We start from the raw sequence: 26,335 nt of genomic DNA on the forward strand, positions 1-26,335 counted from the left end.
GCATTGCCACTCACGACACCCGAGCCTGCGCCTCCACCACCCGATCCCCGTACTCCTCCGCCCACCTTCCGAACCCCTCGATCGGCCCGAGGAAACTCACCCCCAGCTCAGTCAGCTGATACGCCCCTGCCGCACGCTCGACGAGCCCGTCGCGTTCCAGCCTGCGCACCGCCTCGGTGAGCACCTTCGCGCTGATCCCGCCGATGCGCGTGCGGAGCTCACCGTGCCGCAGCGGGCCGTTCCTCAACGCCCACAACACGACCGGATGCCAGGTGTTGGCCACGAGGTCGAACGCGAGCCGGGTGCGGCAATCGGCGATGAACTCCATGGTTACCTTTCGGTTCCTGCGCTGGTCCATAACGTCGCTTCCGTACAACCACGCGACGACAGGAGACCTTCCCATGCGCATCGCCCTCTTCGGCACCGGCGGAATGGCGTCCGCCCTCGGCGGCCAATGGACCCGGCACGACCTGACCGTTTCCGGCCGCTCCCCCGCCGGTGCCGCCGCCTTGGCAGCCGAGCTCGGCGCCGAGGCCGCGGACTGGGCCGACGCGGCCGCCCGAGCGGACGCCATCCTGCTGGCCGTCCCCACCACCGCCTTGGAAGCCCTGCTCACGCCGCTCGACCTGGCCGGCAAGATCCTCATCGACTGCACCAACACCCCCGGCGCGACCGGCGAACCGGTGGCCGCCCGGATCGCCGAATACGCCCCCCGCGCGTCGGTGGTGAAGGCGTTCAACCTCGCCCACGTGGACGTCTGGCGCATGACCCCGCCGCTGTTCGAGGGCCGCCCGCTCGGTGTCCCGCTGTGCGGTGCCCCGGACGCCGTCGCGGTGGCAACGGAGCTGGTCCAAGACCTGGGCTGCACTCCCCTGCCCGCTGGCGGCTTGGAGCGAGCCGCCCTGCTGGAAGCCGCCGCCGGGCTGGCGATCGGCCTGTGGTTCGACGGCTTGGACGCGCGTTCCATGCTCATGGGGAGCTGATCGGGCCTATCCTGGTCGCCTATGGGCGGATCAGCGATCATTGTCGGCGGGGGAATCGGCGGCCTGGCCGCAGCGATCGGCTTGTCCCGAGCCGGCTGGCAAGCCACGGTCTTCGAACGCCTGCCCGGCGAACTGGACGACGCCGGTTCCGGCATTTCCCTGGCCGCCAACGGAGTTCGAGCTCTCGACGCTTTAGGAGCCGGCGACGCACTCCGCGCCGCCGGCCGCTTCCAGCGCACGGTGAGCACCCGCGACCCCCGCGGCACCTGGCTGGCCCGCATGGACGGAGCCGAGCTCGAACGCGTCGCCGGAACCCCGATCGTCGGCATCGCACGGTACGAACTGCATCGGTTGTTGCGGTCGCTGCTGCCCTCGCCGGTGGTGCGAGATGAGGTCACCGCCGTCGAGGGCAACACTGTGCTCACCGCGTCCGGCCGCCACGAAGCGGACGTGGTTATCGCCGCCGACGGCGTCAACAGCCGACTGCGCAAGCACTTCTTTCCCTCGCATCCCGGGTCTGTCTACAGTGGATCTTCGGTAGTGCGGGCCATTACCGCCGAACCGATCGGACTGTCCTCTGCGGACTTCAACCTCACCTGGGGCCGAGGAGTGGAGTTCGGCCACATCGTCCTGGCGGACGGCCGAGCGGAATGGCACGCAGTGTTGACCGTTCCGCCGGGCACCCGGTACCCGGATCCGCTGGCCGAAATGCGCCGCCGCTTCGGCTCCTGGCACGAGCCGATCACCGCGTTGCTCGACGCGACTGAACCGGAAGCTGTTCTGCACCACGATGTGTACGAGCTGGTTACGCCGTTGTCGTCCTATGTGGCCGGTCGCGTTGCCTTTCTCGGCGATGCCGCACACGCTATGCAACCGAACCTCGGACAAGGTGCCTGCCAGGCGTTGGAAGACGCCGTGACGCTGGCGGCCGCGCTGTCGTCCGCCGACATCGACACCGCGCTCACCCGATACGACGCCGAACGCCGCCCGCGCAGCCAAGCCGTCGCCCTCGCCGCCCGACGCACCGGCCGGATGGGCCAGCAGCTGACGAACCCGGTCGGGATCGCGGTGCGGAATCTAATGTTCCGGGCCATGCCGACGTCGGTGATGGCCCGGTCGATGCTGCGCTACACCCGTTGGCAACCGCCGATCTTGGACGTCCGTGAGGGGAACCCTGAGGGACTCTGAGTCCCTCAGGGTTCCCCTCACGGACTTGAAGCAGTCCTCAGAGCTGATTCACATCCACAACCCGGACCACAGCAGTGCCCACCTCGTCCGAAGCACGCAAATCAACCTCCGCGCTGATCCCCCAGTCATGGTCCCCGGCCGGATCGTCGAAGATCTGCCGCACCCGCCACAAGTCCGGCTCCTGCTCGATCAGCAGCAAAGCCGGGCCACGCGCGTCCGGGCCGATGCCGAGCGAATCGTGCTCGTCGAAGTAGTCCTCGATCGCGTCTTCCCACGCGCCGGAGTCCCAGCCGGAGCCGGAGTCCAGTGAGCCCAGGGTGTCGTAAGCCCGGCGCGAAGCCAACTCCACCCGGCGGAACAATTCGTTGCGCACCAGCACCCGGAACGCCCGCTCGTTGCGCGTGACCGCGGGCGGTTCGGCGGGCGGGCGGTGCGAAACCGGGCCCTCCTCGTCCGGATGCCGCAGCGCTTCCCATTCGTCCAGCAGGCTCGAGTCGACCTGGCGCACCAATTCGCCGAGCCATTCGATGAGGTCCTGCAACGATTCGGTCTTCGCCTCGTCCGGCACGGTGTGCCGCAACGCGTCGTAAGTGTCGGCGAGGTAGCGCAGCACCAAACCCTCAGAACGAGCGAGCTGATAGAAGCCCACGTATTCCACGAAGTTCATCGCGCGCTCGTACATATCGCGCACCACCGACTTCGGCGACAGCTCGTAATCCGCCACCCACGGATGCCCGGCGCGATAAGACTGATATGCCGCGTTAAGCAATTCCTCCAACGGTTTCGGGTACGTGACGGACTCGAGAAGCTCCATCCGCTCGTCGTACTCGATCCCATCGGCCTTCATCGCCTGCACGGCTTCACCACGCGCCTTGAACTGCTGCTGCGACAGCACCGGCCGCGGGTTGTCCACAGTGGATTCCACAATGGACACCACATCCAAAGCGTACGACGGCGACTCCATGTCGAGCAATTCCACCGCGGCCAGCGCAAACGGCGAAAGCGGCTGGTTCAAAGCGAAATCGAACTGCAGATCCACCGTCAGGCGGACAATGCGCCCCTCGGCATCTGGCTCGGGCAGCCGTTCCACGACACCGGCGGCCAGCAGCGAACGGTAGATCTCGATCGCCCGCAGGATCAGCTTCCGCTGCGTCGGACGGTCCGAATGGTTGTCCTCCAGCAGATGCCGCATCGCGTCGAAAGCGTTGCCGGGGCGCGAAATCACGTTCAGCAGCATCGAGTGGCTGACCCGGAAGCTGGACGTGAGCGGTTCCGGATCGGCCGCGATCAGCCGGTCGAACGTGCTCTCGGTCCAGTTGACGAAGCCCTCCGGCGCCTTCTTCCGGACGATCTTCTTTTTCTTCTTCGGGTCGTCGCCCGCCTTCTCCAGCGCCTTCGCGTTCTCCACCACGTGATCCGGGGCCTGCACGACGACGTAACCGTCGGTGTCGTACCCGGCCCGGCCCGCGCGTCCGGCGATCTGGTGGAACTCGCGCGCCTTCAAATGCCGCTGCCGCACGCCGTCGTACTTCGTCAGCGCCGAGAACACCACCGTCCGGATCGGCACGTTGATGCCGACGCCGAGCGTGTCCGTCCCGCAGATCACCTTCAGCAGCCCGGACTGCGCCAGCGTTTCGACCAGCCGCCGGTACTTCGGCAGCATGCCCGCGTGGTGCACGCCGATGCCGTGCCGCACGAGCCGCGAGAGCGTCTTGCCGAATCCGGCGGAGAACCGGAAGTCGCCCAGCAGGTCGGCGATCGCCTCCTTCTCCGCCTTGGTGGTGACGTTGATGCTCATCAGCGTCTGCGCCCGCTCGATGGCCGCGGCCTGCGAGAAATGGACGACATACACCGGCGCCTGGCCGCCGCCCAGCAGCTCGGACATCGTCTCGTGCAGCGGCGTGAGCGCGTACCGGAAGGTGAGCGGCACCGGCCGCTGCGCCGACGTGACCACCGCGGTCGGCCGTCCGGTCCGCCGGGTCAGGTCCTTTTCGAAGAACGAGACGTCCCCGAGGGTGGCCGACATGAGCACGAACTGCGCGTTCGGCAGCTCGATCAGCGGGACCTGCCACGCCCAGCCGCGGTCCGGTTCCGAATAGAAGTGGAACTCGTCCGCGACGACCTGGCCGACCGGGGCGTCGGCGCCGTCGCGCAACGCGATGTTCGCCAAGATTTCCGCGGTGCAGCAGATGATCGGGGCGTCCGCGTTGACGCTCGAATCGCCGGTCATCATGCCGACCTGCTCAGCCCCGAAGATCTCGATGAGCTGGAAGAACTTCTCCGACACGAGCGCCTTGATCGGCGCGGTGTAAAAACTGCGTTTGCCGTGTGCGAGCGCGGTGAAGTGCGCGCCGACCGCCACGAGGCTTTTGCCGGATCCGGTCGGCGTCGACAGGATCACGTTGGCCCCGGAGACGACCTCGATCACCGCCTCCTCCTGCGCGGGGTACAGCTCGATCCCCCGTTCGGCCGTCCACGTCGTGAAGGCTTCGAACAGGGCATCTGCGTCGGGATCCGCTGGCAGGAGGTCGGTGAGAGTCATTGTGTCGACCATCGTGCCATCCCGTCCCCGGCCGCGGGTGCAGGGGAGATCGCGGGTGCTTGCCCTAACCCGTAGGCTTCCGGTACCGCGCGCTGCCGGAGGGGACGGACAGGCGGGCGCGCACACGGGCGGTACTCGCGGAGGATTCGGCAATGGCACAGGACATCATCCCGATCGAACTCGGGCTGCCGCAGGGCGACGTGGTCACCCTCTGGGCCCCCCGTTGGCGGGAGGACGGCGAGGAGTGGGAAGCGTTCCTCGGCGACGAGGACGACCTGTACGCCTTCCCGGACGCCGCGCACCTGGCCGCCTTCGTGCGCACGGCCGAGCAGCACGACCTGCTCGACCACCCGGCGTGGGACGCGGTGCCCGCGCTGAACGTGCCCGAGCTGATCCCTGACGACGACCACTCCTACGACCTCGTCGGCGTGCCCGAACTGGTCGCCGAGGAGCCGGACTCGTGGACGATCGGCGAACTGGCCGAGATCGTCGGCATCGTGCGTTCGCTCGCCGACGTGTGCGAGCTCGACGAGGTGCACGAGGTGCTCGACGCCTACGAGGGATTCTCGCTGCTGGAGCAGGGCCGGCTGCCGTTCACCGGGCGCGAGGGCGAAGCGCTGTGGAACGACCTGTCGAAGGCCGTCTCCGAGAAGTGGGACACCGTGCTCGACGCGATCGACAACCTGGTGACCGTGCCGGACGTCGACGCCGCGGTGCTGGAGCAGACCGCCGAAGAGCTGGCCGCCTTCCACGAGGAGTCCGCTGAGGCGGAAGCCGGCGAGGAGGACGGCGGGCCGGAAGACCTCGAGGCCGTCGACGGTGAGGACGAGGACGCCGAGGACGAGCCGGTCGGCTTCTGGGGCGAGGTCGGCATCGACCCGATCAAGATCGTCACCTCCGGCGCGGAGTACTACACGCTGCGCTGCTACCTCGACGACAAGCCGGTGTTCCTCGGCAACGACGGCGAGATCGACGTGTTCAGCTCGCCGAAGGCGCTGCTCAAGGCGATCAAGGCCGGCGACGAACTGGCCGACACCGACATCGCCGGCGTGTCCACTTGGGACGAGGTCCGCGAGAAGGCGGCGGCCGACGAGCTCGAGGTGGAGGTCGACACCGACAACACCTACGTGTTCCCCGGCCTCGACGACGACATCGCCGAGGGCCCGGAGTCGATCGACCCGACCCAGCTCGAGCTGGCTGTCGAGCTGATCACCGACGCCGCCGAATGGGCCGGCGACGACACCGTCGAAACCGCGCTGGCGGCCAACGAAAGCCTCGGCTGGCTGGTGTCCTTCGTGCTGCGGCCGGACCCGAGCCGGCTCGAGCCGAGCGCTCCGTTCGACACCGAGCAGAGCGCGTGGCGCAAGCTGGTGGAGGACTTCGAAAACCGCCTCACGGTGGTCTGAACCTTTTAGAGGGCGTCGAACACGCTCTCGGCCGAGTCACCGGCGGAGAACATCTTCCAGGCGACGCCGGCGATCGCATCCGGATCCAGGGTGTGGCCGCCGGCGTCGCCGTATTTTTCCGGCTGCCCGGCGACCATCCGGTGAATGTCGCCGCGTTCGATCAGCCCGCCGATGATGAGGCTGCCCGCGTACACCCCGGTCCCGGCCAGCCCCTCGTGCAGCGTCCGCGCGTAGTTCCGCAACGCCGCTGACGACACCGCGAGCGCGCCGAGCGCGGGCATCGGCCGCACCGCGCTGAGCCCGCCGGCGAACAGGAATCCGCCGCTGCCGCGCTCCAGCATTCCCGGCAGCAGTTTGCCGACCACCTCGACCGCCGGATACACCCAGCTCATCGCCTTCTGAACGGCGTCCGCGGTCGCTTCGGCGATGTCCGTGGGAATGCTGTCCGGTTCGATCGCGGCCGGACCGTAGTAGACGACGTCGATGATCCCGAACCGCTCGGTGATTTCGTCGAGCGTCGTCCCGATGCCGTCGCGGACGTCGCCGACGAACGCTTCCGCGTTTTCGAATTCGGCCAGGTAGGCCGGGTGCCGCTCAGCGGTACGCGAAACGAGGGCGATGTGGTAACCCTCGTCGGCGAACCGGTGTGCCATCGACATTCCGAGGCCGGGTCCGGCTCCGAGCACGACAGCGGTCGGGCGAGTGGTCATGGCTTGTCCTTCCCCAGGATTAACTCGAGGGTGCCCTCGACTTCGTTCGCCAAGCTACCACAAAACCCGAGGACACCCTCGACTTTGTACGATGGGTCCCATGGCCACCGGATCGAAGCCGTTGCGCGCGGACGCCGCCCGCAACCGCGACAAGCTGCTGGCCGCCGCGACGCGCGCGTTCGGCGAGCACGGCCTCGACGCGCCGCTGGAGCAGATCGCCCGCAGCGCCGGGGTCAGCATCGGCACGCTGTACGCGCACTTCCCGACGCGAGACGCTTTTGTCGACGCGATCCTCCCCGCGCAACTCGCCGCGTTGGACGACCTGGCGACGAAGGCATTGGCGGAGCCGGACCCGTGGCAGGGCTTCACCGGCTTCCTCGACGGATTGTTTGCCTTACAGGCCAAGGACCACGGACTCAGCGACGCACTCGCCCGGCGGCTGCCGCTGAGCCCAGCCGTACTGGAGGCATGCCACACCGGCTTCGAGCACGCGGCGCGGATTATTGACCGGGCAAAGGAATCCGGTCAGCTGCGCACCGATTTCGAACCTGCGGATCTCGCTCCGCTGGTGTCCGCGATGTCGCAGCTGATCCGCGAATCCCCCGAAACCTGGCGACGGCACCTGGCGTTCTTTCTCGACGGCCTGCGCGCTTAGTCCTTTTCGGACTCCGCGCGCACCGGAACCAAACCTATTGCCAGCAGCGGGAAAATCGCCGCCACACAATAAGCCAGCGCATACCGGCTGTCCCCGATCACCAGACCCAGCAACGGCGGCGTCAACGACGCGGCGATGTTCTGCGCGGTATTCTGCGTCCCCATCGCCCGCCCCGACCACGCGACACCCGCCAGCTCGGCCGACGCGGTGAAGCCAAGACCGTTGTCCGCCACCGTGATCACCGCAGCCAGCACCAGCGCGGCCAACACGAGCCACAGTCCAGTCGCGTCGCCGACCGCGACCAGCAGCATCACGACGACGCTGGCGACGGCGAGCTGCCGCATCGGCCGCAACCGGCTGCCGACCCGGTCCGACCAATACCCCGACGCCAGCCGCCCGAGCGCGCCGAGCACCTGAGCCACCGCGACGAACACCCCGGCCTGCGCGGCGGTCCACTGATGCTGCGACACCAGATACACCGGCGCGAAGGCGGACACCGCGAATTGCGGCACCACCAACAGCGCACTCGCGCCGTGCACTCGCCACAGCCACGGCTTGCGGTACGGCGACGGCGGCCGCTCCCCCTTCGCCGCGCGCGGCGGCCGCGGCGGGTCCACGACGAACAGCGCCACCAAGAGCGCCACGCCCACCGCCAGCACGGCCGGAAGCAGCATCGCCGCCTGGAATCCCCACTGCGCGGCCAGTGGCGGCAGCCCGAGCGCGGCCACGCCGACGCCCAGCGGCTGCGCCGTCTGCCTGATCCCCATCGCGACGCCGCGCTCGGATTTGGCGAACCAGCCCATCACGACCCGGCCGCTCGCCGCGTTCACCGAAGCTGTGCACGCACCGGCCAGGAGAAACACACCAAAGAGAAGGCTGACCGGGTGGTGCCACAGGGCGGCGTACACGAGGAGTAACCCCGAAACGCCCAGGCCGAGCGCCATGATGAGGCGCTCGCCGTAACGGTCCGCAGCCGCGCCCCACGCGATGAGCGTCAGCAGCAGGCCGATGCTCGGCGCCGCGACGACCGTGCCCGCCTGCGCCAGCGTCAGATGGTCGGCCTCGCGCATGGCGGGCACGAGAAACGGCAGCCCATAAAGGAAGGAGCAACTGGCGGTCTGCGCGGCGAGACCGAGCGCGAGGATCAGCCACCGCCGCGAGCTGCCTTTTTGCCGCACCTGCTCCCCGGTCTCGACCTGCGCCATTCCGTCCACCGTCTCACTATTTGAGAAATATGTCTTACATAGTGAACGATAGTTGGCATGGCTAACGAACGCAACCGCCTTTCGGGGGCGGCCGCGTTCGGGGAGCCGGGATTCAGCCGAGCGCCGCGTACCCGGGTTTGACGACCTTCTCGATCAGCTCGAGCCGCTCGTCGAAATCGAGGAACGCGGATTTCATGGCGTTGATGGTGAACCAGCGGAAGTCGTCGAGGCCGAAGCCGAACGTCTCGGCCAGCGCGGCGAATTCACTGGTCATCGTGCAGCCGCTCATCAGCCGGTTGTCGGTGTTGACCGTGACGCGGAAGCGCAGCCGGGCGAGCAGCCCGATGGGATGTTCGGCCAGCGACGGCACGGTTCCGGTCTGGACATTCGACGAGGGGCAGATTTCGAGCGGGATGCGCCGGTCCCGGACGTAGCCCGCCAACCGTCCAAGATGGACATTTCCGTCGGCGTCGGTGGTGATGTCCTCGACGATCCGCACGCCGTGCCCGAGCCGTTCCGCACCGCAGTACTGGATTGCCTCGCCGATCGACGGAAGTCCGAACGCTTCGCCGGCATGAATGGTGAAGTGCGCATTGTTCCGGCGCAAATAGTCGAATGCGTCCAGATTGCGGGTGGGCGGGAATCCGTCCTCCGGTCCGGCGATGTCGAATCCGGCCACGCCCGCGTCGCGGTAGCGCACCGCGAGTTCGGCGATCTCGAGCGCGCGGGCGTGCTGGCGCATGCCGCACAACAGCGTCCGCACCCGGATCCGGCCGCCGCCCGCGGCTACCCTCCGCGTCCCCTCGGCGAAGCCTTCCTGGACGGCCTCGACCACTGCATCGAGTGACAGTCCGCGTTCCACGAACAGCTCCGGCGCGTACCGCGACTCGGCGTAGACGACCCCGTCCGCGGCCAGGTCTTCCACCGCTTCGGCGGCAACCCTGACCAGCGCTTCCTCCGTTTGCATGACACCACACGTATGGGCGAACGTTTCGAGGTACGACACGAGGGAACCGGAGTCCGCGGCGGCGCGGAACCAGCGGCCGAGTTCCCCCGGATCCGTCGCGGGAAGGTCCCGGTAGCCGAGATCCTCGGCGAGTTCGGCGACGGTGGCCGGGCGCAAGCCGCCGTCGAGGTGATCGTGGAGCAGGACCTTGGGGGCACGGCGCAGGATCTCCGCGCTCAGCGGGGTTACGTCCGACATGCTCCAACGGTAGCCTCGCTGTCATTCCCCTACCTGGCCGTAACCGAGAGCACCGGAACAACCCTCTGCTCAGCACTGTGCGCAAGGAATCGGCCATCCGGGTGGCGCGCCCCTTATCCGCGTTCCCCGGGGGCCATACGCACAGCAATTTTCTTCATCGATAAGCTCGGGTCAGTCCCTTCCATTTTCCCCGCCGACGAAGGACACCGCAGTGACCACTGACAACCACATTGCCGCACCGTCGTTCGACCGGATGCGCAACATGCTGGTGCGCGCGGCCGAGGTTCGTGAGAGCGAGCAGCAGCAGATCTTCGACGCGCTCGACGACATCTACGCCCGGCTCGCGCCGGTGGACTCCCTCGGCGCGGTGCGCAAGCGGCTGTCGGAAATGCCGGACCGGACCGAGGTCGGGGTGCTGGCGGAGCGCCTCGACGAGGCCATGACGCGGCTGGAGTCCCAAGACAACGCGATCGCCGCGCTCACGCACGCGGTGGAGAGCATCGTCGACAAGCTGGCGAAGCCCTTCGCCCAGCTCGACGGACGCCTCGACGGCGTGGCGGCGCGGTTCGAGGGCGTCGCGGGCCGGATGGACGGGCTCGAGGACAAGCTGCAGAACATCCACCGCAGGCTCGACGAGCTGGGCGGGCACCTGGACAAGCAGGACTCGAAGCTGGAGTCGCTGCCGCAGGCCACCCAGGGCCCGATCCGCGACCGGATCGAGATGACCGAGGCGTCGCTGCGCGAGCGGATCGAGACCACGGACCAGGAACTGCGCTCCCGCGTGGACGAACTGGACCGCGCGACGAAGGAACGCATCGCCACCGCGACCGAAGCGCTGAAGAGCGCGGTCTCCGACACCGGCGAGATGATCGACCCGGCCGCCCGGCTCGACTCGGTGGGCACGAAGCTCGAAACGATCACCCAGCGTCTCGACGACCTGTCCGGCCGCATCGACAAGGTCGAAGACGACGTCACCGGCCGCATCGGCGACCTGGACGGCTCGGTGCGCAGCGGCCTGTCGAAGGTCGAAAGCACGCTGTCGAAGCAGCCGGACACCGACTCGGTCGACTCGCTGGTGCGCCGCAGCAACGACGAATCCGTCCGCCGCATCGGCGGCCAGCTGGACGAAGCGATGGCGACCTTCGCGGAACTGATGCTGGGCGGCGGACCCGCGGTGCAGCAGATCGCCCCGCCGCCGCCCGCTCCGCGGCAGCCGCGCCGCAGCTCGCGTAACGGGCGTTCGCCCAAGGCCGCTGACGCCAAGGCGAAGGCTGGCGGCGACTCGGACGAGTCGACTGACTGAAGTCTCTGAATGACCGAAGCCCCCGTCCAGGATCTGGACGGGGGCTTCGTCGTTCCGAGGGTCAGGGCCGAACGGTGTCCAGCACGATCTCCCGCGAAGCAGGCGCTTCCGCACCCACCGCGTACCCGCCTTCCAGCGCAGCCAAAGCCGCGGGCACGGCCTCCGGAGTGTCCGTGTGCAGTTCCAGCAACGGCTCCCCCGCCACCACCGCATCCCCAGGCTTCGCGTGGCACAAGATCCCCGCCGCGGCCTGCACCGGATCTTCCTTCCGCGCCCGGCCAGCCCCGAGCCGCCAAGCCGCGACGCCCACCGCGTAGGCGTCCAGCGACGTCAGCACTCCCGACTCCGGCGCGGCGACAACGTGCACGTGCGCCGGACGCGGCAGCTCAGCCGAAGGGTCTCCGCCCTGCGCGGCGATCATCCGGGACCACACCTCGTAGGCCTCGCCGGACGCCAGCACCTCAGCCGGATCCACCGAAATGCCCGCGAGCGCAAGCATTTCCCGGGCCAGCGCCACGGTCAGCTCGACCACATCCGACGGACCGCCGCCCTTGAGCACCTCGACCGCCTCGGCGACCTCCACCGCGTTCCCGACCGCCCGCCCGAGCGGCGTGCTCATGTCGGTGATCAACGCGGTACAGGCGACGCCGTGCGCGGTGCCGATGTCCACGAGCGTCCGCGCCAGGAGCTGCGCCTCCGGCACGGTCTTCATGAACGCCCCAGAGCCAGCCTTCACATCCAGCACAAGGCCCGAAGCACCCTCGGCGATCTTCTTGCTCATGATCGAGCTGGCGATCAACGGCACCGACTCGACGGTCGACGTGACATCCCGCAGCGCGTACAGCTTCTTGTCCGCCGGAGCCAGCCCCTCGGTCGCCGCGCAGACGACCGCGCCGACTGAGTTCAGCTGCGCCGCGATCTCGTCCAGCGACAACGCCGCGCGCCAACCCGGGATCGACTCCAGTTTGTCCAGCGTCCCGCCGGTGTGGCCGAGCCCGCGGCCGGACAGCTGCGGCACCGCGGCCCCGCACGCCGCGACCAGCGGCGCCAGCGGCAAGGTGATCTTGTCGCCGACGCCGCCGGTGGAGTGCTTGTCCACGGTCGGGCGCGCGACGTCCAGCGACAGCCGCGAGCCCGAGTCGATCATCGCGCCGGTCCAGCGCGCGATCTCGCCGTCGTCCATGCCACGCAAGAAAATCGCCATGGCCAGCGCGGCCATCTGCTCTTCCGCGACGGCCCCGTGCGTGTAGGCGTCGACGACCCAGTCGATCTGTTCGTCGCTCAGCCGTCCGCCGTCCCGCTTGGCCCGGATGACATCTACCGCAGTGAAAGTCACGGCAGATCCTCCGGCCCGAACGCGTCCGGCAGCACCTCCGACATCGGCAGCACCCCGCGAGGAGTGTCGACCAGGCAAGAAGAACCGCCAAGCTCAAACAGAATCTGCCGACAACGGCCGCACGGCATCAGCAATTCGCCCGCGCCGCTGCGACAAGCGACGGCGACCAAACGGCCGCCACCGGACAGTCGCAATTGTCCGGCCATTGTGCACTCAGCGCACAAACCCAAACCGTACGAAGCATTTTCGACATTGCACCCGGTCACCTGACGGCCATCGTCCACAATGGCCGCGACGCCGACGTGCAGTCCCGAATAAGGCGCATAAGCGTGCGAAGCCGCCTTAACTGCCTCAGCCCGCAAAGCTTCCCAGTCCACTTCGGACATCAGTCGCCCTCACCTCGTCGGTACTGCGCACCGTCCGCCTTAGGCGGCCGAAGTCGTTGCGACGCAACGGCTAGCACGATCAGCGTCACGAAGTGCGCGGTGTACGGGATCAAGTCGCTCGGCAGAGTGTCGTTGGTCCAGTAGATCGCGTACAGAATCCCAGCGCCGACCACGCCGAGCGCGGCCGCGAGCCAACGCTTCCGGATCAGCTGCACGATCACGATGATCGCGAGCAGAATGACCGCGCCGTACAGCAGCGCCAGGACCGCGTCACCGCCACCGGCGAGCTGCAGACCGTCGGAGTAACCGAACAGCGCGGCACCGCCGAGGAGCCCGCCCGGTCGCCAGTTGCCGAAAATCATCGCGGCCAGACCGATGTACCCGCGGCCGTTGGTCTGGTTCTCCAGGTAGTCCGCGCCGCCCTTGAGCAGCACCAGCGAAGCACCGCCCATGCCCGCGAAGCCGCCGGAAATCAGCACGCCGACGTACTTGTAGCGGTACACGTTCACGCCGAGCGACTCCGCCGCGACCGGGTTCTCGCCGCACGAACGCAGCCGCAGGCCGAACCGCGTGCGCCAGAGAACCCAGTAGCTCACGGGAATCAGCACGATCGCGAGCATGGTCAGCGGCGCGACACCGGTAACCAGCCCGCGCAGAATGCCCGCGACGTCGGACAGCCCGACGCGTTGCTGGTTCTCCAGCGAGCCCAGCCAGTCCGACAACCCGGCCGCCGAATAGGTGTCGAACTTCGGCACCGGCGGCGACTGGCGCGGGTTTCCCGACAGCGGCTCGAAAATCAGGTTCGCCAGATACTTCGCGACGCCGAGCCCGAGCAGGTTGATCGCGACGCCGGAGACGATGTGGTTGACGTTGAACGTCACCGTCGCCACCGCGTGCAGCAGCCCGCCCAGCGCGCCGAACGCGATCGCGGCCAGCAGGCCGACCCACGCGCCGCCGTAATACGCACCCCAGGCCGCGCCCCAGGTGCCGAGGATCATCATGCCCTCGAGGCCGATGTTGATCACGCCGACGCGCTCGGCCCACAGCCCGCCCAGCGCGCACAGCAGGATCGGCAGCGCCAGCCGCAGCGCGGTCGACGCGGTGTTGCTGGACGTCAGCGCCGAAACGCCGGTGGCGTACGACGCGGTGGACATGACCGCGATCGCGACCACGGCCCAGATCACGCCGCGCAGCCAGCCGGGGATCCGCGGCCGCTTGCGCTTGACCGGCATCGGCGTCCCGGATTCCGGACCCGGCCGGGAGAACTCCGTCGTGGTGGTCACACCGCACCGCCTTCCGCGACCGAGGCGCCCTTGCGGCCGTTGCCGGCGAGCGCCCTGCCGACCCTTCGCTGTTCCGCGGCGAGGTCGGCCCGGCGCACGATCTCGTACGCCACGACGACCGAGAGCACGATGACGCCCTGCATGATCGTCGCGATTTCCTTGGACACGTTGATCTGCTCCAGCGACACCGCGGAGGTGTCCAGGAACGCCCACAGCAGCGCGCCGAACGCGATGCCGCCGGGGTGGTTGCGGCCGAGCAGCGCGACCGCGATGCCGGTGAAGCCGTACATCTGGGTGGCGGTGATGCCGTAGCTGTAGTCGCGGCCGAGCAGTTCCGGCATGGCGACCAGACCGGCCACCGCACCGGAAAGCAGCATCGCGATGAGCGTCATCTTCTTCGCGCTCACGCCACCGGCCGCGGCGGCCGTCGAGGACTCGCCGCTCGCCTTCAGCTCGAAGCCGAACCTGGTGCGGTTCAACATGAACCAGTACGCCGCGCCGATCACGACCGCGATGAACACGAACCCGAACAGCGTGCCGGAACCGAGCGGGATGCCCGGGATCCGGCCGGACGGCGCGATCACCCTGGTGCCGATGTTGTTGCCGGTCTGCACGCCGAACTGGTCGGCGTTGATGAGGAACGCGATGATGCCGGCGACGATCGAGTTCAGCATGATCGTCGAGATGACCTCGCTGACGCCGCGGGTCACCTTGAGCACCGCCGGGATCGTCGCGTACAGCGCGCCGGAAACGATAGCCACCAGCAGGATCACGATGGTGTGGATGACCGGCGGCAGCTGCAGCGCGCCGCCGACGATCGCGGCGATCACCGCGGCGAACCGGTACTGGCCCTCGACGCCGATGTTGAACAGGTTCATCTGGAACCCGATCGCCACGGCGAGGCCGGACAGGTAGTACACCGTCGCGAGGTTCACCGTGTCGACCGCGGTGGAGCCCTTGAACAGCTGGCCGATCATCGTCCCGTAGGCCTGCAACGGGTCCGCGCCGGAGATGACGAGCGCGATCGCGGACAGGATCACTGCGAACGCGATCGCGAGCAGAGGCGGCAACAGCCGCGTGCGCCACGAACTCATGAGTCTTCACCTTCTTCGGCGCCGGTCATGGCGGAACCGAGTTCCTGCGGAGTAACGGTGGCGGGGTTGGCCTCGCTCACGAGCCGCCCGCGCAGCATCACGCGAATGGTGTCGGACAATCCGATCAGCTCGTCGAGGTCCGCCGAGATCAGCAGCACGGCGAGGCCGTCGGCACGTGCCTGGCGGATCTGTTCCCAGATCAACGCCTGCGCGCCGACGTCGACACCGCGAGTCGGGTGCGAAGCGATCAGCAACACCGGGTTCCCGGACAATTCGCGGCCGACGATCAGCTTCTGCTGGTTTCCGCCGGACAGCGCGGCGGCCGGAACGTCGATGCCGGGCGTGCGGACGTCGTACTCGCGCACGATCCGCTCGGTGTCCTCGCGCGCGCCCGCGATGTTGAGCAGTTGCCCGCCGGACACCGGTTCGCGCGTCTGGTAGCCGAGAATCCGGTTGACCCACAACGGTTGTGTCAGCAGCAGGCTGTGCCGGGTGCGGTCCTCGGCGATGTAGCCGATGCCCGCCTCGCGCCGGGCGAGCGTGCCCAGCTTGACCAGATCGTGCGTCTTGCCGTCCGGCGGGGTCAGCTCGATGTGGCCGCCGCTCGCCTTGCGCATCCCCATGATCGTCTCGACCAGTTCGGTCTGGCCGTTGCCCTCGACGCCCGCGATGCCGAGCACCTCGCCCGCGTGCACGGTGAAGGAGATGTGGTCCAGCACGTTGCGCTCGGAGCCTTCGGCGGACAGCCGCAGCTCGCGCACCCGCAGGACCTCGCGGTCGGTCACCGTCGACTCGCGCGTCTCCGGGCTCGGCAGCTCCGAACCGACCATCATCTCGGCCAGTTCGCGGCTGGTGATCTTCTTCGGGTCCGCGGTGCCGACCGTGGTGCCGCGCCGGATCACGGTGACCGTGTCGGCGATCGCGCGCACCTCGTCGAGCTTGTGCGAGATGAAGAGGAACGTGTAGCCGTCGGCCTGCATCTCGCGGACGGTGGCGAAGAGCGCGTCCACTTCCTGCGGCACGAGCACGGCGGTCGGCTCGTCGAGGATGATGATTTTCGCGCCCCGGTAAAGGACTTTCACGATCTCGACGCGCTGGCGGTCGGCGACGCCGAGTTCCTCCAGCAGCGCGTCCGGCTTCGCGTGCAGCCCGGTCCGCTTCGACAGTTCCGCCAGCCGCGCCCGCGCCGCGCGGCCGATGCCGTGCAGCGCCTCGCCGCCGAGGAACACGTTCTCCGCGACGGTCAGGTTGTCGGCGAGCATGAAGTGCTGGTGCACCATGCCGATCCCGGTGCGGATGGCGTCCTGCGGGTTGCGCAGTCGCACCTCGGCGCCATTGATGGCGATGCTGCCCTCGTCGGGCTGCTGCATCCCGTACAGGATCTTCATCAGGGTCGACTTGCCCGCGCCGTTCTCGCCGCACAGCGCGTGCACCTCGCCCGCCGCGACGGTGAGGTTGACGTCGGAGTTCGCGACGACGCCGGGGAACCGCTTGGTGATCCCGGTCAGCTGGACGGCCGGCACGCCCCGGTCGGGGACGGCTTCGGCCTCGATCTCGGTCATCGGAGGGGACATCCCGTTCTGTCGAAACGCGTGAGGGCCCGGAAGGAAGATCCTTCCGAGCCCTGCCGCGTCGTGAGCGTTACTTGGCCGGCTTGTCCGAAACCGTGATGGCGCCGGAAACGATCTGGGCCTTGTACCCGTCGAGCACGTCCTTGATGTCGTCGACCTTGCCACCGGAGGTGGAGTAGCCGACACCGTCGGACTTGAGGTCGAAGCGCTTCGGCACCGTGCTCAGGTCGCCCTTCGCGACGGCCTGCAGGTACTCGAACACCGCGACGTCGACGCGCTTGATCATCGACGTGATGATGATGTCCTTGTCGGCGGCGACGGTCTTCTGGTTGTACTGGTCGGAGTCGACGCCGATGGCCAGCGCGTTGTTCTGCTTCGCCGCGTCGAACACGCCCTTACCGGAGGCACCGGCGGCGTGGTAGACGACGTCCGCGCCGCGCGAGATCTCGGCGGCGGCCTTCGCGTTGCCCTTCGGCGGGTCCTGGAAGCCGGAGAAGTCGCCGGCCGGCGTCAGGTACTCGTCCTCGACCTTGATCTTGCTCGAAACGGCCTTCGCGCCCTGCAGGAAGCCCGCCTCGAACTTCTGGATCAGCGGGGTGTTCACGCCGCCGACGAAGCCGACGTGGCACTTCTTGCTCTTGTACGCGGCGGCGACGCCGGCCAGGAACGAGCCCTGCTCCTCGGCGAAGACCAGCGGCGTGACGTTCGGCAGGGTGATCGAGTCGTCGTCGACGATCGCGAACTTGGTGTTCGGGTACTTGGTGGCGACGGCCTTGACCGACTGCGCGTAGGCGAAACCGACCGCGACGATCGGGTTCAGGCCCTGCTGCGCCATCTGCTCGAGGCGCTGCTGCTTGGCGGCTTCGCTCTCGGACGCGCTCGCGGTGCTCTCGTTGACGGTCGGGACGCCGAGGTCGGACTTCGCCCGGTCGGTGCCCGCGGCGGCCGCGTCGTTGAAGGAAGCGTCACCGCGACCGCCGACGTCGAAGGCCAGGCCGACCTTCAGCTTGCTGCCGTCGACCTTGCCCGAGGCGGCGCTGCTGCTCGTGGCGGCGGCCGGAGCGGCGGGCGGCTTCGGGGCGGTGATGCAGTTCGAGCCCGAATTACCGTCCGAACCGGACGCGTTGTTGTTGCTTCCCCCGGTGTCCTTCGCGCACCCGGCCAGTGCAAGCACCCCAGCCATGGTCGCGGCGGCCAGCGCGGTTCCACGCATGCGACGCAACGTGTGTCTCCCTCCCCGCTGATCCAGCGGACGATCCAGGAACGGCCCGGTCACGGTCGCCCGGGCTCAACTGGCAGACCGTACCCAACCGCCGGGTAACCGCCATAGGAACGGCACGCTACGTAACACAAACGTTTACTCGGAGGCTCGATCCGCGACCAATCCGGCGCCGACCGTGATCAAGAGCCGCCGCCCCGCCCGCCGCGATCACGCACCGTGGCGCCTTTCGCCCGGAAAAAGTCCGTGAAGGGAACCCTGGGGGAATCAGAGTCCCTCAGGGTTCCCCTCACGGACCGCTTTGACGTGCTCCAGACCACACGTCCGAGTGGTCTGCCGTGGTCACCGGTGTCTGGTCCATCACAGAGAGGAACCCGGAGGTGAGCCGCGCGTATGGGTCGGGTCTAGCATCCATGCATCCACGCTCGATGGCCCCTGATCTCGGCACCGTCGCCGGAGTTGTCCCCAGTGGACCGACCCCGGCCGCGGGTGCGGACCTCACCGGTCACCCGGGCACGACAGTCATGACGTTGGAGGCCGTTCACCGATGTCCACCACGGCGAGCACTGCCACCGAAAGCGGGGCAGGAGCTAGCGATCGGGCGGGTGCCTCACGCCGGCAGGGAACTTTCTACCGGGGCGACCCCGGCATGTGGTCCTGGGTGCTTCACCGCATCACCGGCGTGCTGACCTTTTTCTTCCTGTTCGTGCACGTGCTCGACACCGCGCTCGTGCGCGTGTCGCCGAACACCTACGACCAGGTCATCGAGACGTACAAGACGCCGGTCGTGAACCTGCTCGAGGTCGGCCTTGTCGGCGCGGTGCTGTTCCACGCGCTCAACGGGCTGCGCGTCCTGCTGGTCGACTTCTGGGCCAAGGGCCCGAAGTACCAGAAGACGATGCTCTGGGTCATCGGCGTCGTGTGGGTGGTCGTGATGGTTCCGGGTGCGTTCTTCATGCTGAAGCGCACCGTCGAGACGCTTTTCGGGGGTGCCTGATCCCATGGCCGACGCTCTGATCCTCGAGAAGCCGCGCTCGCCGCGGCGCCCGTCCGCCCGGCGCAGCAACTTCGAGCTCTACAGCTGGCTGTTCATGCGCATCTCCGGGCTCGCGCTGATCATCCTGGTGCTGGGCCACCTGTTCATCATGAACATCCTCGACGGCGGCGTGCACCGCATCAACTGGGGCTTCGTCGCCGGCCGCTGGGCCTCGCCGTTCTGGCAGTTCTGGGACCTCGCGATGCTGTGGCTCGCCGAGATCCACGGCGGCAACGGCCTGCGCACGATCATCGACGACTACGCGCGCAAGGACTCCACCCGGTTCTGGCTGAAGATCCTGCTGTACGTCTCGATGGCGCTCATCCTGGCCGTCGGCACGATGGTGATCTTCACGTTCGACCCCGAGATGCCTGCCTCCTGAGGCGCACCCACCACTAGCTAGCGGAGTCTTTCCCTATGCAGTTCCACAAGTACGACGTGGTGATCGTCGGCGCGGGCGGCGCCGGCATGCGCGCGGCCATCGAGTCCGGCCAGCGCGCCCGCACCGCGGTCCTCACCAAGCTGTACCCGACCCGGTCCCACACCGGCGCGGCACAGGGCGGCATGTGCGCCGCGCTGGCGAACGTCGAAGAGGACAACTGGGAGTGGCACACCTTCGACACCGTCAAGGGCGGTGACTACCTGGTCGACCAGGACGCCGCGGAGATCATGGCCAAGGAGGCCATCGACGCCGTCCTCGACCTGGAGAAGATGGGCCTTCCGTTCAACCGGACGCCCGAGGGCAAGATCGACCAGCGCCGGTTCGGCGGGCACACCCGCGACCACGGCAAGGCCGCGGTGCGCCGCGCCTGCTACGCCGCGGACCGCACCGGCCACATGATTCTCCAGACGCTGTACCAAAACTGCGTCAAGCACGGCACCGAGTTCTTCAACGAGTTCTACGTGCTCGACCTGGTGCTGTCCGAGGGCGAGGACGGCAACCCGATCGCCACCGGCGTGGTCGCCTACGAGCTGGCCACCGGCGAGCTGCACGTGTTCCAGGCGAAGTCGATCGTGTTCGCCACCGGCGGCGCGGGCAAGATCTTCAAGACCACCTCGAACGCGCACACCCTGACCGGCGACGGCCTCGGCATCATCTTCCGCAAGGGCCTTCCGCTGGAGGACATGGAGTTCTTCCAGTTCCACCCGACCGGCCTCGCCGGCCTCGGCATCCTGATCTCCGAGGCGGTGCGCGGCGAGGGCGGCATCCTCCGCAACGCCGACGGCGAGCGGTTCATGGAGCGCTACGCCCCCACCATCAAGGACCTCGCGCCGCGCGACATCGTCGCCCGGTCGATGGTCCAGGAGGTGCTGCAGGGCCGCGGTTGCGGGCCGAACAAGGACTACGTCGTCCTCGACGTGACCCACCTCCCGGTCGAGGTCCTCGAGACCAAGCTGCCGGACATCACCGAGTTCTCCCGCACCTACCTGGGCGTCGACCCGGTCAAGGAGCCGGTGCCGGTGTTCCCGACGTGCCACTACGTCATGGGCGGCATCCCAACGAACATCCACGGCGAGGCGCTGCGCGACAACGAGCACGTCATCCCGGGCCTGTACGCCGCGGGCGAGGTCGCCTGCGTGTCCGTGCACGGCTCGAACCGGCTGGGCACGAACTCGCTGCTGGACATCAACGTCTTCGGCCGCCGCGCGGGCATCGCCGCCGCGGAGTACGCGCTGGCGCACGAGCACGTCGAACTGCCGGAGGACCCGACCACCCTGGTCGAGGAGCAGCTGGCCGGTCTGCTGTCGGAGCACGGCGACGAGCGCGTCGCCGACATCCGCAAGGAAATGCAGCAGACGATGGACTCGCACGCGTCGGTGTACCGCACCGAGGACACGCTGAAGCAGGCGCTGACCGACATCCAGGCACTCAAGGAGCGCTACCAGCGGATCACCGTGGCGGACAAGGGCAAGCGGTACAACACCGACCTGCTCGAGGCCGTCGAACTCGGCTTCCTGCTGGAGCTGGCCGAGGTGCTGGTCGTCGGCGCGATCGCGCGCAAGGAGTCCCGCGGCGGCCACGCCCGCGAGGACTACCCGACCCGCGACGACACGAACTTCATGCGGCACACCATGGCCTACAAGCAGGGCGAGGGGCTGTCGTCCGACATCCGGCTCGACTACAAGCCGGTCACCTTCACCCGCTACGAACCGATGGAGCGGAAGTACTGATGACGACGGCCACCCCTGAAGCAGAGGCCACGGCGGACGCCGACCACACCCCCATCACGGTCACGCTGAAGATCCTCCGGTTCAACCCGGAGGTCGACACCGAGCCGCACTGGGAGTCCTACGACGTCCCGGCACAGCGCACGGACCGGCTGCTGAACCTGCTGTTCTACGTCAAGGACTACATCGACGGCACGTTCTCCTTCCGTCGTTCCTGCGCGCACGGCGTGTGCGGTTCGGACGCGATGCAGATCAACGGCATCAACCGCCTCGCCTGCAAGGTCCTGATGAAGGACCTGCTGGAGAAGAACGGCAAGAAGACCGAGATCACCATCGCCCCGATCAAGGGCCTGACGACGTTGAAGGACCTCTACGTCGACATGGACCCGTTCTTCGAGGCGTACCGGGCGATCAAGCCGTACCTGATCACCTACGGCAACGAGCCGACCCGCGAGCGGATCCAGTCCCAGGCCGACCGCGACCGGTTCGACGACACCACCAAGTGCATCCTGTGCGCCTGCTGCACGTCGTCCTGCCCGGTGTACTGGAACGACGGCTCGTACTTCGGCCCGGCGGCGATCGTGAACGCCCACCGCTTCATCTTCGACTCCCGCGACGAGGGCGCCGAAGAGCGGCTGGACATCCTGAACGACGGCGAGGGCGTGTGGCGCTGCCGCACGACGTTCAACTGCACCGACGCCTGCCCGCGCGGAATCCAGGTGACGAAGGCTATCCAGGAAGTGAAACGCGCCCTCCTCTTCAAGCGCGTCTGATCTTTAGCGTTCCGTGAAGGGCTCCTTGAGGGAATCTAATTCCCTCAAGGAGCCCTTCACGGCTTTTGGCCGAGGTATCCACAAGGCCGCAGGTTGTCCACAGGTTGGCGCTGGGCGGTCTTTTTCCGGTTCTGGGTGCGGCAGCATTTGAGATATGCAACGACAAGGCCGCTGGGCGAAGGAGCCCGACGTACTCTCCCAGCACAGCACTCACCAGGTGATCCGAGCGATGACACTGGAATCGCTGGACATGAACAGCAAGGTCATCTATCGAAAATGCCTGCCCGGGGGACCCTGGCGTCGGCTGTTGCCCGGGATCATCCTCCTGCACAACAACGATCCGACGCCGGACCAACTCGTGCACGCCGCCCTGCTCTACGCCGGTACTGCCGCGATCGTGACCGGCGAAGAAGCATGCCTACGGTACGGGCTGCGTCTGGACGTTCCCGCGACGAGCGAGCGAAGAATCCACGTACTAATCCCTCATCATCTAAAGAGGACCAGCTCCGACTTCGTCACCGTCGAACGCACAAAACGCCTGCCTCGACCTTGGCTGCGCGCAGGTGTCCCGCTTGCGCCGCTCGCCAGGGCTACGACGGATTTTGTCCGTCGGGCTAGGACGGTCCACGTCATCGGGCAGGCGATGATCGAAGCAGTCCAACGAGGCGGCTGCACCCCACAAGCACTCGCGGAAGAACTCGACCGCGGAACCAAACGCGGCACGGCACTCCCACGACGACTCCTCGCCGAATGGGCAAATGTCAGATCTGTCGCCGAAGCCGAAGCCCAGAAACTGGCCAAGATTCTCCCGCACCCGCCGACCCACCAGAACGAAGTGTTGTACGACAATACAGGCAGCTACGCGGGGCGTCCGGACTTCTGGTGGGACGACGTAGGACTGGCATGGGAAATCGATTCTCTGGATTTCCACTTCCGTTCGACTGACTACGCGCGGACATTGCGGCGGAACACTCGTTACGCCTCGCTTGGGGTCGCAGTCGTCCAAACGCTGCCATCTAGGCTTCGCACCGAGCCGAAAACGGTTCTGGATGAACTGCGCACCGCCTACGCTGCCGCGCTCACTCGCCCTCGTCCAGCAGTCTTCCTGGGCGAACCGCCGTGACTCCCGCCCAGCCTTGAGGTCCGTGAAGGGCTCCTTGAGGGAATTAGATTCCCTCAAGGAGCCCTTCACGGACGTAGAACGGACTTCAGTGAACCGCGTCGAGGGCGTTCACTAGGCCGCGACCGTAAAACGAGTTGTTCTGCTTCGGCCCCTCGCAAGCCGAAACATCGCAAGCCACCGGATCCGCCTCCGCGGTAAGCAAAGCCGCCAAAGCACGCGGCGGTGCATTCCGATGCGTGGAAGCCAGCAAAGCCGCAACCCCGGCCGCATGCGGCGAGGCCATCGAAGTGCCGCACTTAGTGCCGTAAGCGCCGTTGAAGACCGTCGACAGCGGGCATCCCGCGCCTTCCCCGGCAGGCGGCTTCTGCCCCGAATCCCCGCCCGGCGCGGTGACCGTGACCGAGCCGTAGTTGGAGTAAGCAGACTTCGTACCCGCGTAACCAACCGCAGACACCGTCACCACACCGTCGATCGCCTTCGGCAGGATGCCGCACGAAGAGTCAATCTTGTGTGGACGGTTCGGGTCCACAGTCTGCGTACGCACGTCGAAGCCGGAGTTGCCCGCTGCAGCGACGTTAAGAGTCCCGCGCTGCGTCGAGTAAGTGACAGCGCGCCGTACGGCCTCGTACGCGGCAGCGTCGCCTGATTCGTTGCGGCAGTAGAACATCCCGGGGTCGATGTAGTAGCTGTTGTTCGTCACCTGGAAGCCGTGCTGTCCGGCCCAGACGAAGCCGCAGACGGCCGCCTCCGGGAAGATGTAGCCGTCGTCGTTCACCACCTTCACCGACGCCAAGCGCACGCCCGGTGCGATGCCGGTGAAGCCGCGCGCGGGGTCCTTGCCCGCGATGGTGCCCGCGACGTGCGTGCCGTGGTCGGAGTTCGTCGGCGTCCACGCGGAAGCGTCCGGTGCGCCGGTGACGCAGCCGGTCGACGACCGCGGGTCCACCGCGTGCGCGAGCGCGGGGTGCTTGGCGTCGATGCCGGAATCCAGCACGCCGACGGTGACCGATCGCGAACCGGGATTGATCTTGTTCGCCTCCGGAGCGTGGATGGCGCGCATGTCCCACTGCTGAGTCGACAAATCGTCACCGGCGGCGACGCTCTCCGTCCGCTCCAGCATGCCGACCGCCGAGCGCAATCCGGCGCGGGCGGCGGCCTTCGCGGCGACGTCCTTGCCCGCCGAGTACGCCCGCTTCACGCCGAGCCGGTCGGCGAAGTCCGCGTTGCGCGAGCTCGCGACCGCGACGCCGATCTCCGGGTAGTACGCGATCCGCTTGCCGCACTTGGCGCTCAGCTCCGTGTCGACCGAACGCTGCTTCTCGCCCGGTTGGTACAGCACGACGTAGCTGTACTGCGTGCTGGTGGTGTCGCACGACGGCGCGGGCGCGGCGGACGCTGGCACGGCCACCGCTCCGGCGGCGACCCCGGCCACCGCGACGGGGACGAGCAATCGACGTAAACGGGACATTTAGCCTCCATGGTCGGTCGCCCGAAACTAAGCCAGCCCGGACGCACGCGCCACCGACCAAAGGACCCATCAGGTGTTAGCGCGGTCCTTCGACGTCGCCCGGATGCCGCGCCAGCCGAGCACCCCGATGGCGGTGCCGAGCACGAACGAGACGACCGTCAGCACCGCGTGCACGACGAAGTACCCAGTGGGTGAACCGTCGGCCGCCCAGGACTGGTTGCTGGCCCACAGGTTCTTGGCGAACGTGATCCAGATGATCCAGGACCAGATGCCGAAAGCGAACAAGGCCATCGCTGTACCTCGTGAAATGCGCATGTCTCGAGTATGCCGCCGGGCCATCGGCGCTAGATTGCGTGGGTGCACCCTGCTTTCGCCCGGTCGCTGCGAGCATTCGCCGCGCCACTCGCCGCAGCCCTCGTAGCCGTCGCCGCGCCTGTCGCCTTCGCCGCCCCGGCGTCGGCGGAGCAATGCACCGAGCACGCCGCGCCGCCGGCCCCGGTGGACACCTCGGAGAAGCCGAAGCCGGGCCAGACCGTCCCGCCGCCGCTCCCGGTGCCCGCCCAGCCGGTCGGCGGTGACCGCTTGGGCGGCTGCGGCCCGATCCTCCCGCCGGGCGCGCCCGCGCTGCCGCCGGGCGACACCTCGGCGTCGTGGGTCCTGCAGGATCTCGACACCGGCGCGGTCGTCGCGGCGAAGGACCCGCACGCGCGGGAGCGGCCCGCGTCGCTGATCAAGACGCTGCTGGCGCTGGTGGTGGTCACCGAGCTGAAGCCCGAGCAGGTCATCGTCCCGACGAAGGAGGACGCCGAGCAGGAGTGCACCTGCGTCGGCATCGCCGCGGGCGGGCACTACACGATGGACCAGCTGCTGCACGGCCTGCTGATGCACTCGGGCAACGACGTGGCGCACGCCTTCGCGACCGCGCTGGGCGGCGCCGACGCGGCGGTCGCCAAGATGAACGCGCTCGCCGCCCGCATCGGTGCGACCGACACCCGCGCGGCGACCCCGTCCGGCCTCGACGGACCGGGCATGTCGACCTCGGCGTACGACCTGAGCCTCGTCTTCCACTACGCGATGAAGCAGCCGGAATTCGCCAAGGTGGTGGCGACGAAGAATTTCACGATCCCGGCCATCGACGGGAAGCCGCCGATCCCGGTGTTCAACGACAACAAGCTGCTCGGCGTGTATCCCGGTTTCCTCGGCGGGAAAACGGGCTTCACCGACGACGCGCGGCACACGTACGTCGGCGGCGCGGAACGCGACGGCCACCGCCTCGCGATCGTGATGATGCGGGCCGAACAGCGCCCGACGAAGGTGGTCGACCAGGCGGCGAAACTGCTCGACTACGGCTTCGCGCTGGAGAAGAACGGCGCGCAGCCGGTCGGTCAGATCGCCTACCAGTCGCTGAGCGCCGACTCCGCCCCGATGTCCGACAAGCAGGTCACCCCCGCTGGCGCGACGACCGCGGCCGCGGAAAAGCCGGACCCGTTCGGGACCACCGGCTGGGTGCTGACGGTGCTCGTGCTGGTGATCATCGTGGCCGGGTTCGTCATCAGCTATCAGCGGAAACGCAACCCCCGCGCGTAGTAACCGGCCAGGTACGTGAGGGGAACCCTGAGGGAATCTGATTCCCTCAGCTTGAGTTTTAACCTTTGGTGTCCGTTTTCTTGGTGTTGCCGGG

24 protein-coding genes are annotated in these 26,335 nt (G+C 67.8%); 11 read left to right on the top strand and 13 right to left on the bottom strand.

Annotated features, from left to right (window positions below; all coding sequences use genetic code 11):
* Positions 1 to 10: 10 nt before the first annotated feature.
* Positions 11 to 328, bottom strand: coding sequence for a winged helix-turn-helix transcriptional regulator (locus tag ACFORO_RS36915; protein WP_377869684.1), 318 nt, complete (start codon positions 326 to 328; stop codon positions 11 to 13).
* Between the two features lie 73 nt (positions 329 to 401).
* Between ACFORO_RS36915 and ACFORO_RS36920 the strand changes: the two genes are divergently transcribed.
* Complete coding sequence (locus tag ACFORO_RS36920; protein WP_377869685.1) at positions 402 to 983, top strand: NADPH-dependent F420 reductase; 582 nt, start codon at positions 402 to 404, stop codon at positions 981 to 983.
* A 21-nt stretch (positions 984 to 1,004) separates the two neighbouring features.
* Positions 1,005 to 2,171: an FAD-dependent monooxygenase gene (locus tag ACFORO_RS36925; RefSeq protein ID WP_377869686.1), complete on the top strand. Its 1,167-nt coding sequence runs from the start codon at positions 1,005 to 1,007 to the stop codon at positions 2,169 to 2,171.
* A gap of 37 nt (positions 2,172 to 2,208) precedes the next feature.
* Here ACFORO_RS36925 and ACFORO_RS36930 read toward each other — a convergent pair whose 3' ends face one another.
* Positions 2,209 to 4,713 (bottom strand): DEAD/DEAH box helicase, encoded by a 2,505-nt coding sequence (locus tag ACFORO_RS36930; RefSeq protein ID WP_377869687.1) that lies wholly within the window; start codon positions 4,711 to 4,713, stop codon positions 2,209 to 2,211.
* Between the two features lie 152 nt (positions 4,714 to 4,865).
* Here ACFORO_RS36930 and ACFORO_RS36935 point away from each other — a divergent pair, with 152 nt between their 5' ends.
* On the top strand, positions 4,866 to 6,119 hold the full coding sequence (locus ACFORO_RS36935; protein ID WP_354742329.1) for a primosomal protein: 1,254 nt from the start codon (positions 4,866 to 4,868) through the stop codon (positions 6,117 to 6,119).
* A gap of 5 nt (positions 6,120 to 6,124) precedes the next feature.
* Here the strand turns inward: ACFORO_RS36935 and ACFORO_RS36940 are convergent, their stop codons facing one another.
* Positions 6,125 to 6,829: an SDR family NAD(P)-dependent oxidoreductase gene (locus ACFORO_RS36940; RefSeq protein WP_377869688.1), complete on the bottom strand. Its 705-nt coding sequence runs from the start codon at positions 6,827 to 6,829 to the stop codon at positions 6,125 to 6,127.
* A 100-nt stretch (positions 6,830 to 6,929) separates the two neighbouring features.
* Here ACFORO_RS36940 and ACFORO_RS36945 point away from each other — a divergent pair, with 100 nt between their 5' ends.
* Positions 6,930 to 7,484, top strand: coding sequence for a TetR/AcrR family transcriptional regulator (locus tag ACFORO_RS36945; RefSeq protein WP_377869689.1), 555 nt, complete (start codon positions 6,930 to 6,932; stop codon positions 7,482 to 7,484).
* Here the strand turns inward: ACFORO_RS36945 and ACFORO_RS36950 are convergent.
* Both ACFORO_RS36950 and ACFORO_RS36955 read right to left on the bottom strand, forming a co-directional pair.
* Positions 7,481 to 8,689, bottom strand: coding sequence for an MFS transporter (locus tag ACFORO_RS36950; protein WP_377869690.1), 1,209 nt, complete (start codon positions 8,687 to 8,689; stop codon positions 7,481 to 7,483). The genes ACFORO_RS36945 and ACFORO_RS36950 overlap by 4 nt on opposite strands.
* 112 nt (positions 8,690 to 8,801) lie before the next feature.
* Complete coding sequence (locus tag ACFORO_RS36955) at positions 8,802 to 9,893, bottom strand: adenosine deaminase (RefSeq protein ID WP_377869692.1); 1,092 nt, start codon at positions 9,891 to 9,893, stop codon at positions 8,802 to 8,804.
* A gap of 211 nt (positions 9,894 to 10,104) precedes the next feature.
* On the opposite strand from ACFORO_RS36955, the gene ACFORO_RS36960 reads away from it, so the two are divergent.
* On the top strand, positions 10,105 to 11,196 hold the full coding sequence (locus ACFORO_RS36960) for a PA containing protein (RefSeq protein ID WP_377869693.1): 1,092 nt from the start codon (positions 10,105 to 10,107) through the stop codon (positions 11,194 to 11,196).
* Positions 11,197 to 11,257: 61 nt separating this feature from the next.
* Here ACFORO_RS36960 and ACFORO_RS36965 read toward each other — a convergent pair whose 3' ends face one another.
* The 6 genes from ACFORO_RS36965 to ACFORO_RS36990 all read right to left on the bottom strand — a co-directional run bounded on the left by ACFORO_RS36965 (position 11,258) and on the right by ACFORO_RS36990 (position 18,079).
* Complete coding sequence (locus tag ACFORO_RS36965; protein ID WP_377869694.1) at positions 11,258 to 12,532, bottom strand: thymidine phosphorylase; 1,275 nt, start codon at positions 12,530 to 12,532, stop codon at positions 11,258 to 11,260.
* The gene (locus tag ACFORO_RS36970; RefSeq protein ID WP_067589577.1) at positions 12,529 to 12,918 is read right to left on the bottom strand and encodes a cytidine deaminase; all 390 of its coding nucleotides are present in this window, start codon (positions 12,916 to 12,918) and stop codon (positions 12,529 to 12,531) included. Before ACFORO_RS36970 ends, ACFORO_RS36965 begins: the two co-directional genes overlap by 4 nt.
* Positions 12,918 to 14,150 (bottom strand): ABC transporter permease, encoded by a 1,233-nt coding sequence (locus tag ACFORO_RS36975; RefSeq protein ID WP_354742509.1) that lies wholly within the window; start codon positions 14,148 to 14,150, stop codon positions 12,918 to 12,920. Before ACFORO_RS36975 ends, ACFORO_RS36970 begins: the two co-directional genes overlap by 1 nt.
* A 47-nt stretch (positions 14,151 to 14,197) precedes the next feature.
* The gene (locus ACFORO_RS36980; RefSeq protein WP_377869695.1) at positions 14,198 to 15,295 is read right to left on the bottom strand and encodes an ABC transporter permease; all 1,098 of its coding nucleotides are present in this window, start codon (positions 15,293 to 15,295) and stop codon (positions 14,198 to 14,200) included.
* Positions 15,292 to 16,857: an ABC transporter ATP-binding protein gene (locus ACFORO_RS36985; protein WP_377869696.1), complete on the bottom strand. Its 1,566-nt coding sequence runs from the start codon at positions 16,855 to 16,857 to the stop codon at positions 15,292 to 15,294. The genes ACFORO_RS36980 and ACFORO_RS36985 overlap by 4 nt, the downstream gene beginning before the upstream one ends.
* Positions 16,858 to 16,936: 79 nt before the next feature.
* Entirely contained in the window at positions 16,937 to 18,079 is a 1,143-nt protein-coding gene (locus ACFORO_RS36990; protein WP_354742347.1) for a BMP family lipoprotein, read from the bottom strand.
* Between the two features lie 553 nt (positions 18,080 to 18,632).
* On the opposite strand from ACFORO_RS36990, the gene sdhC reads away from it, so the two are divergent.
* The 5 genes from sdhC to ACFORO_RS37015 all read left to right on the top strand — a co-directional run bounded on the left by sdhC (position 18,633) and on the right by ACFORO_RS37015 (position 23,186).
* Positions 18,633 to 19,082, top strand: coding sequence for a succinate dehydrogenase, cytochrome b556 subunit (sdhC, locus tag ACFORO_RS36995; protein WP_354742349.1), 450 nt, complete (start codon positions 18,633 to 18,635; stop codon positions 19,080 to 19,082).
* A gap of 4 nt (positions 19,083 to 19,086) precedes the next feature.
* On the top strand, positions 19,087 to 19,503 hold the full coding sequence (locus ACFORO_RS37000) for a succinate dehydrogenase hydrophobic membrane anchor subunit (protein WP_067589564.1): 417 nt from the start codon (positions 19,087 to 19,089) through the stop codon (positions 19,501 to 19,503).
* 35 nt (positions 19,504 to 19,538) lie between these two features.
* A complete protein-coding gene (gene sdhA / locus ACFORO_RS37005) occupies positions 19,539 to 21,293 on the top strand; it encodes a succinate dehydrogenase flavoprotein subunit (RefSeq protein ID WP_354742351.1) in 1,755 nt (584 codons plus the stop codon).
* On the top strand, positions 21,293 to 22,063 hold the full coding sequence (locus tag ACFORO_RS37010) for a succinate dehydrogenase iron-sulfur subunit (RefSeq protein ID WP_354742353.1): 771 nt from the start codon (positions 21,293 to 21,295) through the stop codon (positions 22,061 to 22,063). The genes sdhA and ACFORO_RS37010 overlap by 1 nt, the downstream gene beginning before the upstream one ends.
* 229 nt (positions 22,064 to 22,292) lie before the next feature.
* On the top strand, positions 22,293 to 23,186 hold the full coding sequence (locus ACFORO_RS37015) for a hypothetical protein (protein ID WP_377869697.1): 894 nt from the start codon (positions 22,293 to 22,295) through the stop codon (positions 23,184 to 23,186).
* A gap of 85 nt (positions 23,187 to 23,271) precedes the next feature.
* On the opposite strand, the gene ACFORO_RS37020 is transcribed toward ACFORO_RS37015, so the two are convergent.
* Both ACFORO_RS37020 and ACFORO_RS37025 read right to left on the bottom strand, forming a co-directional pair.
* Positions 23,272 to 24,654, bottom strand: coding sequence for a S8 family peptidase (locus ACFORO_RS37020; protein ID WP_377869698.1), 1,383 nt, complete (start codon positions 24,652 to 24,654; stop codon positions 23,272 to 23,274).
* 69 nt (positions 24,655 to 24,723) lie between these two features.
* Positions 24,724 to 24,969 carry an SCO4848 family membrane protein gene (locus ACFORO_RS37025; protein WP_354742357.1) on the bottom strand — a complete coding sequence of 82 codons (246 nt, stop codon included), beginning with the start codon at positions 24,967 to 24,969 and terminating at the stop codon, positions 24,724 to 24,726.
* A gap of 42 nt (positions 24,970 to 25,011) precedes the next feature.
* Here ACFORO_RS37025 and ACFORO_RS37030 point away from each other — a divergent pair, with 42 nt between their 5' ends.
* Positions 25,012 to 26,241 (top strand): D-alanyl-D-alanine carboxypeptidase family protein, encoded by a 1,230-nt coding sequence (locus ACFORO_RS37030; protein ID WP_377869699.1) that lies wholly within the window; start codon positions 25,012 to 25,014, stop codon positions 26,239 to 26,241.
* The last annotated feature ends 94 nt before the right edge of the window (positions 26,242 to 26,335 follow it).

The organism is Amycolatopsis halotolerans, assembly GCF_042647905.1.
Classification (GTDB): Bacteria; Actinomycetota; Actinomycetes; order Mycobacteriales; family Pseudonocardiaceae; genus Amycolatopsis; species Amycolatopsis halotolerans.

Bases quoted from the DNA above. Each gene is read 5' to 3' on its own strand.
- ACFORO_RS36915 (WP_377869684.1), bottom strand. From the start codon at position 328: ATGGAGTTCATCGCCGATTGCCGCACCCGGCTCGCGTTCGACCTCGTG.
- ACFORO_RS36920 (WP_377869685.1), top strand. From the start codon at position 402: ATGCGCATCGCCCTCTTCGGCACCGGCGGAATGGCGTCCGCCCTCGGC.
- ACFORO_RS36925 (WP_377869686.1), top strand. From the start codon at position 1,005: ATGGGCGGATCAGCGATCATTGTCGGCGGGGGAATCGGCGGCCTGGCC.
- ACFORO_RS36930 (WP_377869687.1), bottom strand. From the start codon at position 4,713: ATGACTCTCACCGACCTCCTGCCAGCGGATCCCGACGCAGATGCCCTG.
- ACFORO_RS36935 (WP_354742329.1), top strand. From the start codon at position 4,866: ATGGCACAGGACATCATCCCGATCGAACTCGGGCTGCCGCAGGGCGAC.
- ACFORO_RS36940 (WP_377869688.1), bottom strand. From the start codon at position 6,829: ATGACCACTCGCCCGACCGCTGTCGTGCTCGGAGCCGGACCCGGCCTC.
- ACFORO_RS36945 (WP_377869689.1), top strand. From the start codon at position 6,930: ATGGCCACCGGATCGAAGCCGTTGCGCGCGGACGCCGCCCGCAACCGC.
- ACFORO_RS36950 (WP_377869690.1), bottom strand. From the start codon at position 8,689: ATGGCGCAGGTCGAGACCGGGGAGCAGGTGCGGCAAAAAGGCAGCTCG.
- ACFORO_RS36955 (WP_377869692.1), bottom strand. From the start codon at position 9,893: ATGTCGGACGTAACCCCGCTGAGCGCGGAGATCCTGCGCCGTGCCCCC.
- ACFORO_RS36970 (WP_067589577.1), bottom strand. From the start codon at position 12,918: ATGTCCGAAGTGGACTGGGAAGCTTTGCGGGCTGAGGCAGTTAAGGCG.
- ACFORO_RS36975 (WP_354742509.1), bottom strand. From the start codon at position 14,150: ATGCCGGTCAAGCGCAAGCGGCCGCGGATCCCCGGCTGGCTGCGCGGC.
- ACFORO_RS36980 (WP_377869695.1), bottom strand. From the start codon at position 15,295: ATGAGTTCGTGGCGCACGCGGCTGTTGCCGCCTCTGCTCGCGATCGCG.
- ACFORO_RS36985 (WP_377869696.1), bottom strand. From the start codon at position 16,857: ATGACCGAGATCGAGGCCGAAGCCGTCCCCGACCGGGGCGTGCCGGCC.
- ACFORO_RS36990 (WP_354742347.1), bottom strand. From the start codon at position 18,079: ATGCGTGGAACCGCGCTGGCCGCCGCGACCATGGCTGGGGTGCTTGCA.
- sdhC (WP_354742349.1), top strand. From the start codon at position 18,633: ATGTCCACCACGGCGAGCACTGCCACCGAAAGCGGGGCAGGAGCTAGC.
- ACFORO_RS37000 (WP_067589564.1), top strand. From the start codon at position 19,087: ATGGCCGACGCTCTGATCCTCGAGAAGCCGCGCTCGCCGCGGCGCCCG.
- sdhA (WP_354742351.1), top strand. From the start codon at position 19,539: ATGCAGTTCCACAAGTACGACGTGGTGATCGTCGGCGCGGGCGGCGCC.
- ACFORO_RS37010 (WP_354742353.1), top strand. From the start codon at position 21,293: ATGACGACGGCCACCCCTGAAGCAGAGGCCACGGCGGACGCCGACCAC.
- ACFORO_RS37015 (WP_377869697.1), top strand. From the start codon at position 22,293: ATGACACTGGAATCGCTGGACATGAACAGCAAGGTCATCTATCGAAAA.
- ACFORO_RS37020 (WP_377869698.1), bottom strand. From the start codon at position 24,654: ATGTCCCGTTTACGTCGATTGCTCGTCCCCGTCGCGGTGGCCGGGGTC.
- ACFORO_RS37025 (WP_354742357.1), bottom strand. From the start codon at position 24,969: ATGCGCATTTCACGAGGTACAGCGATGGCCTTGTTCGCTTTCGGCATC.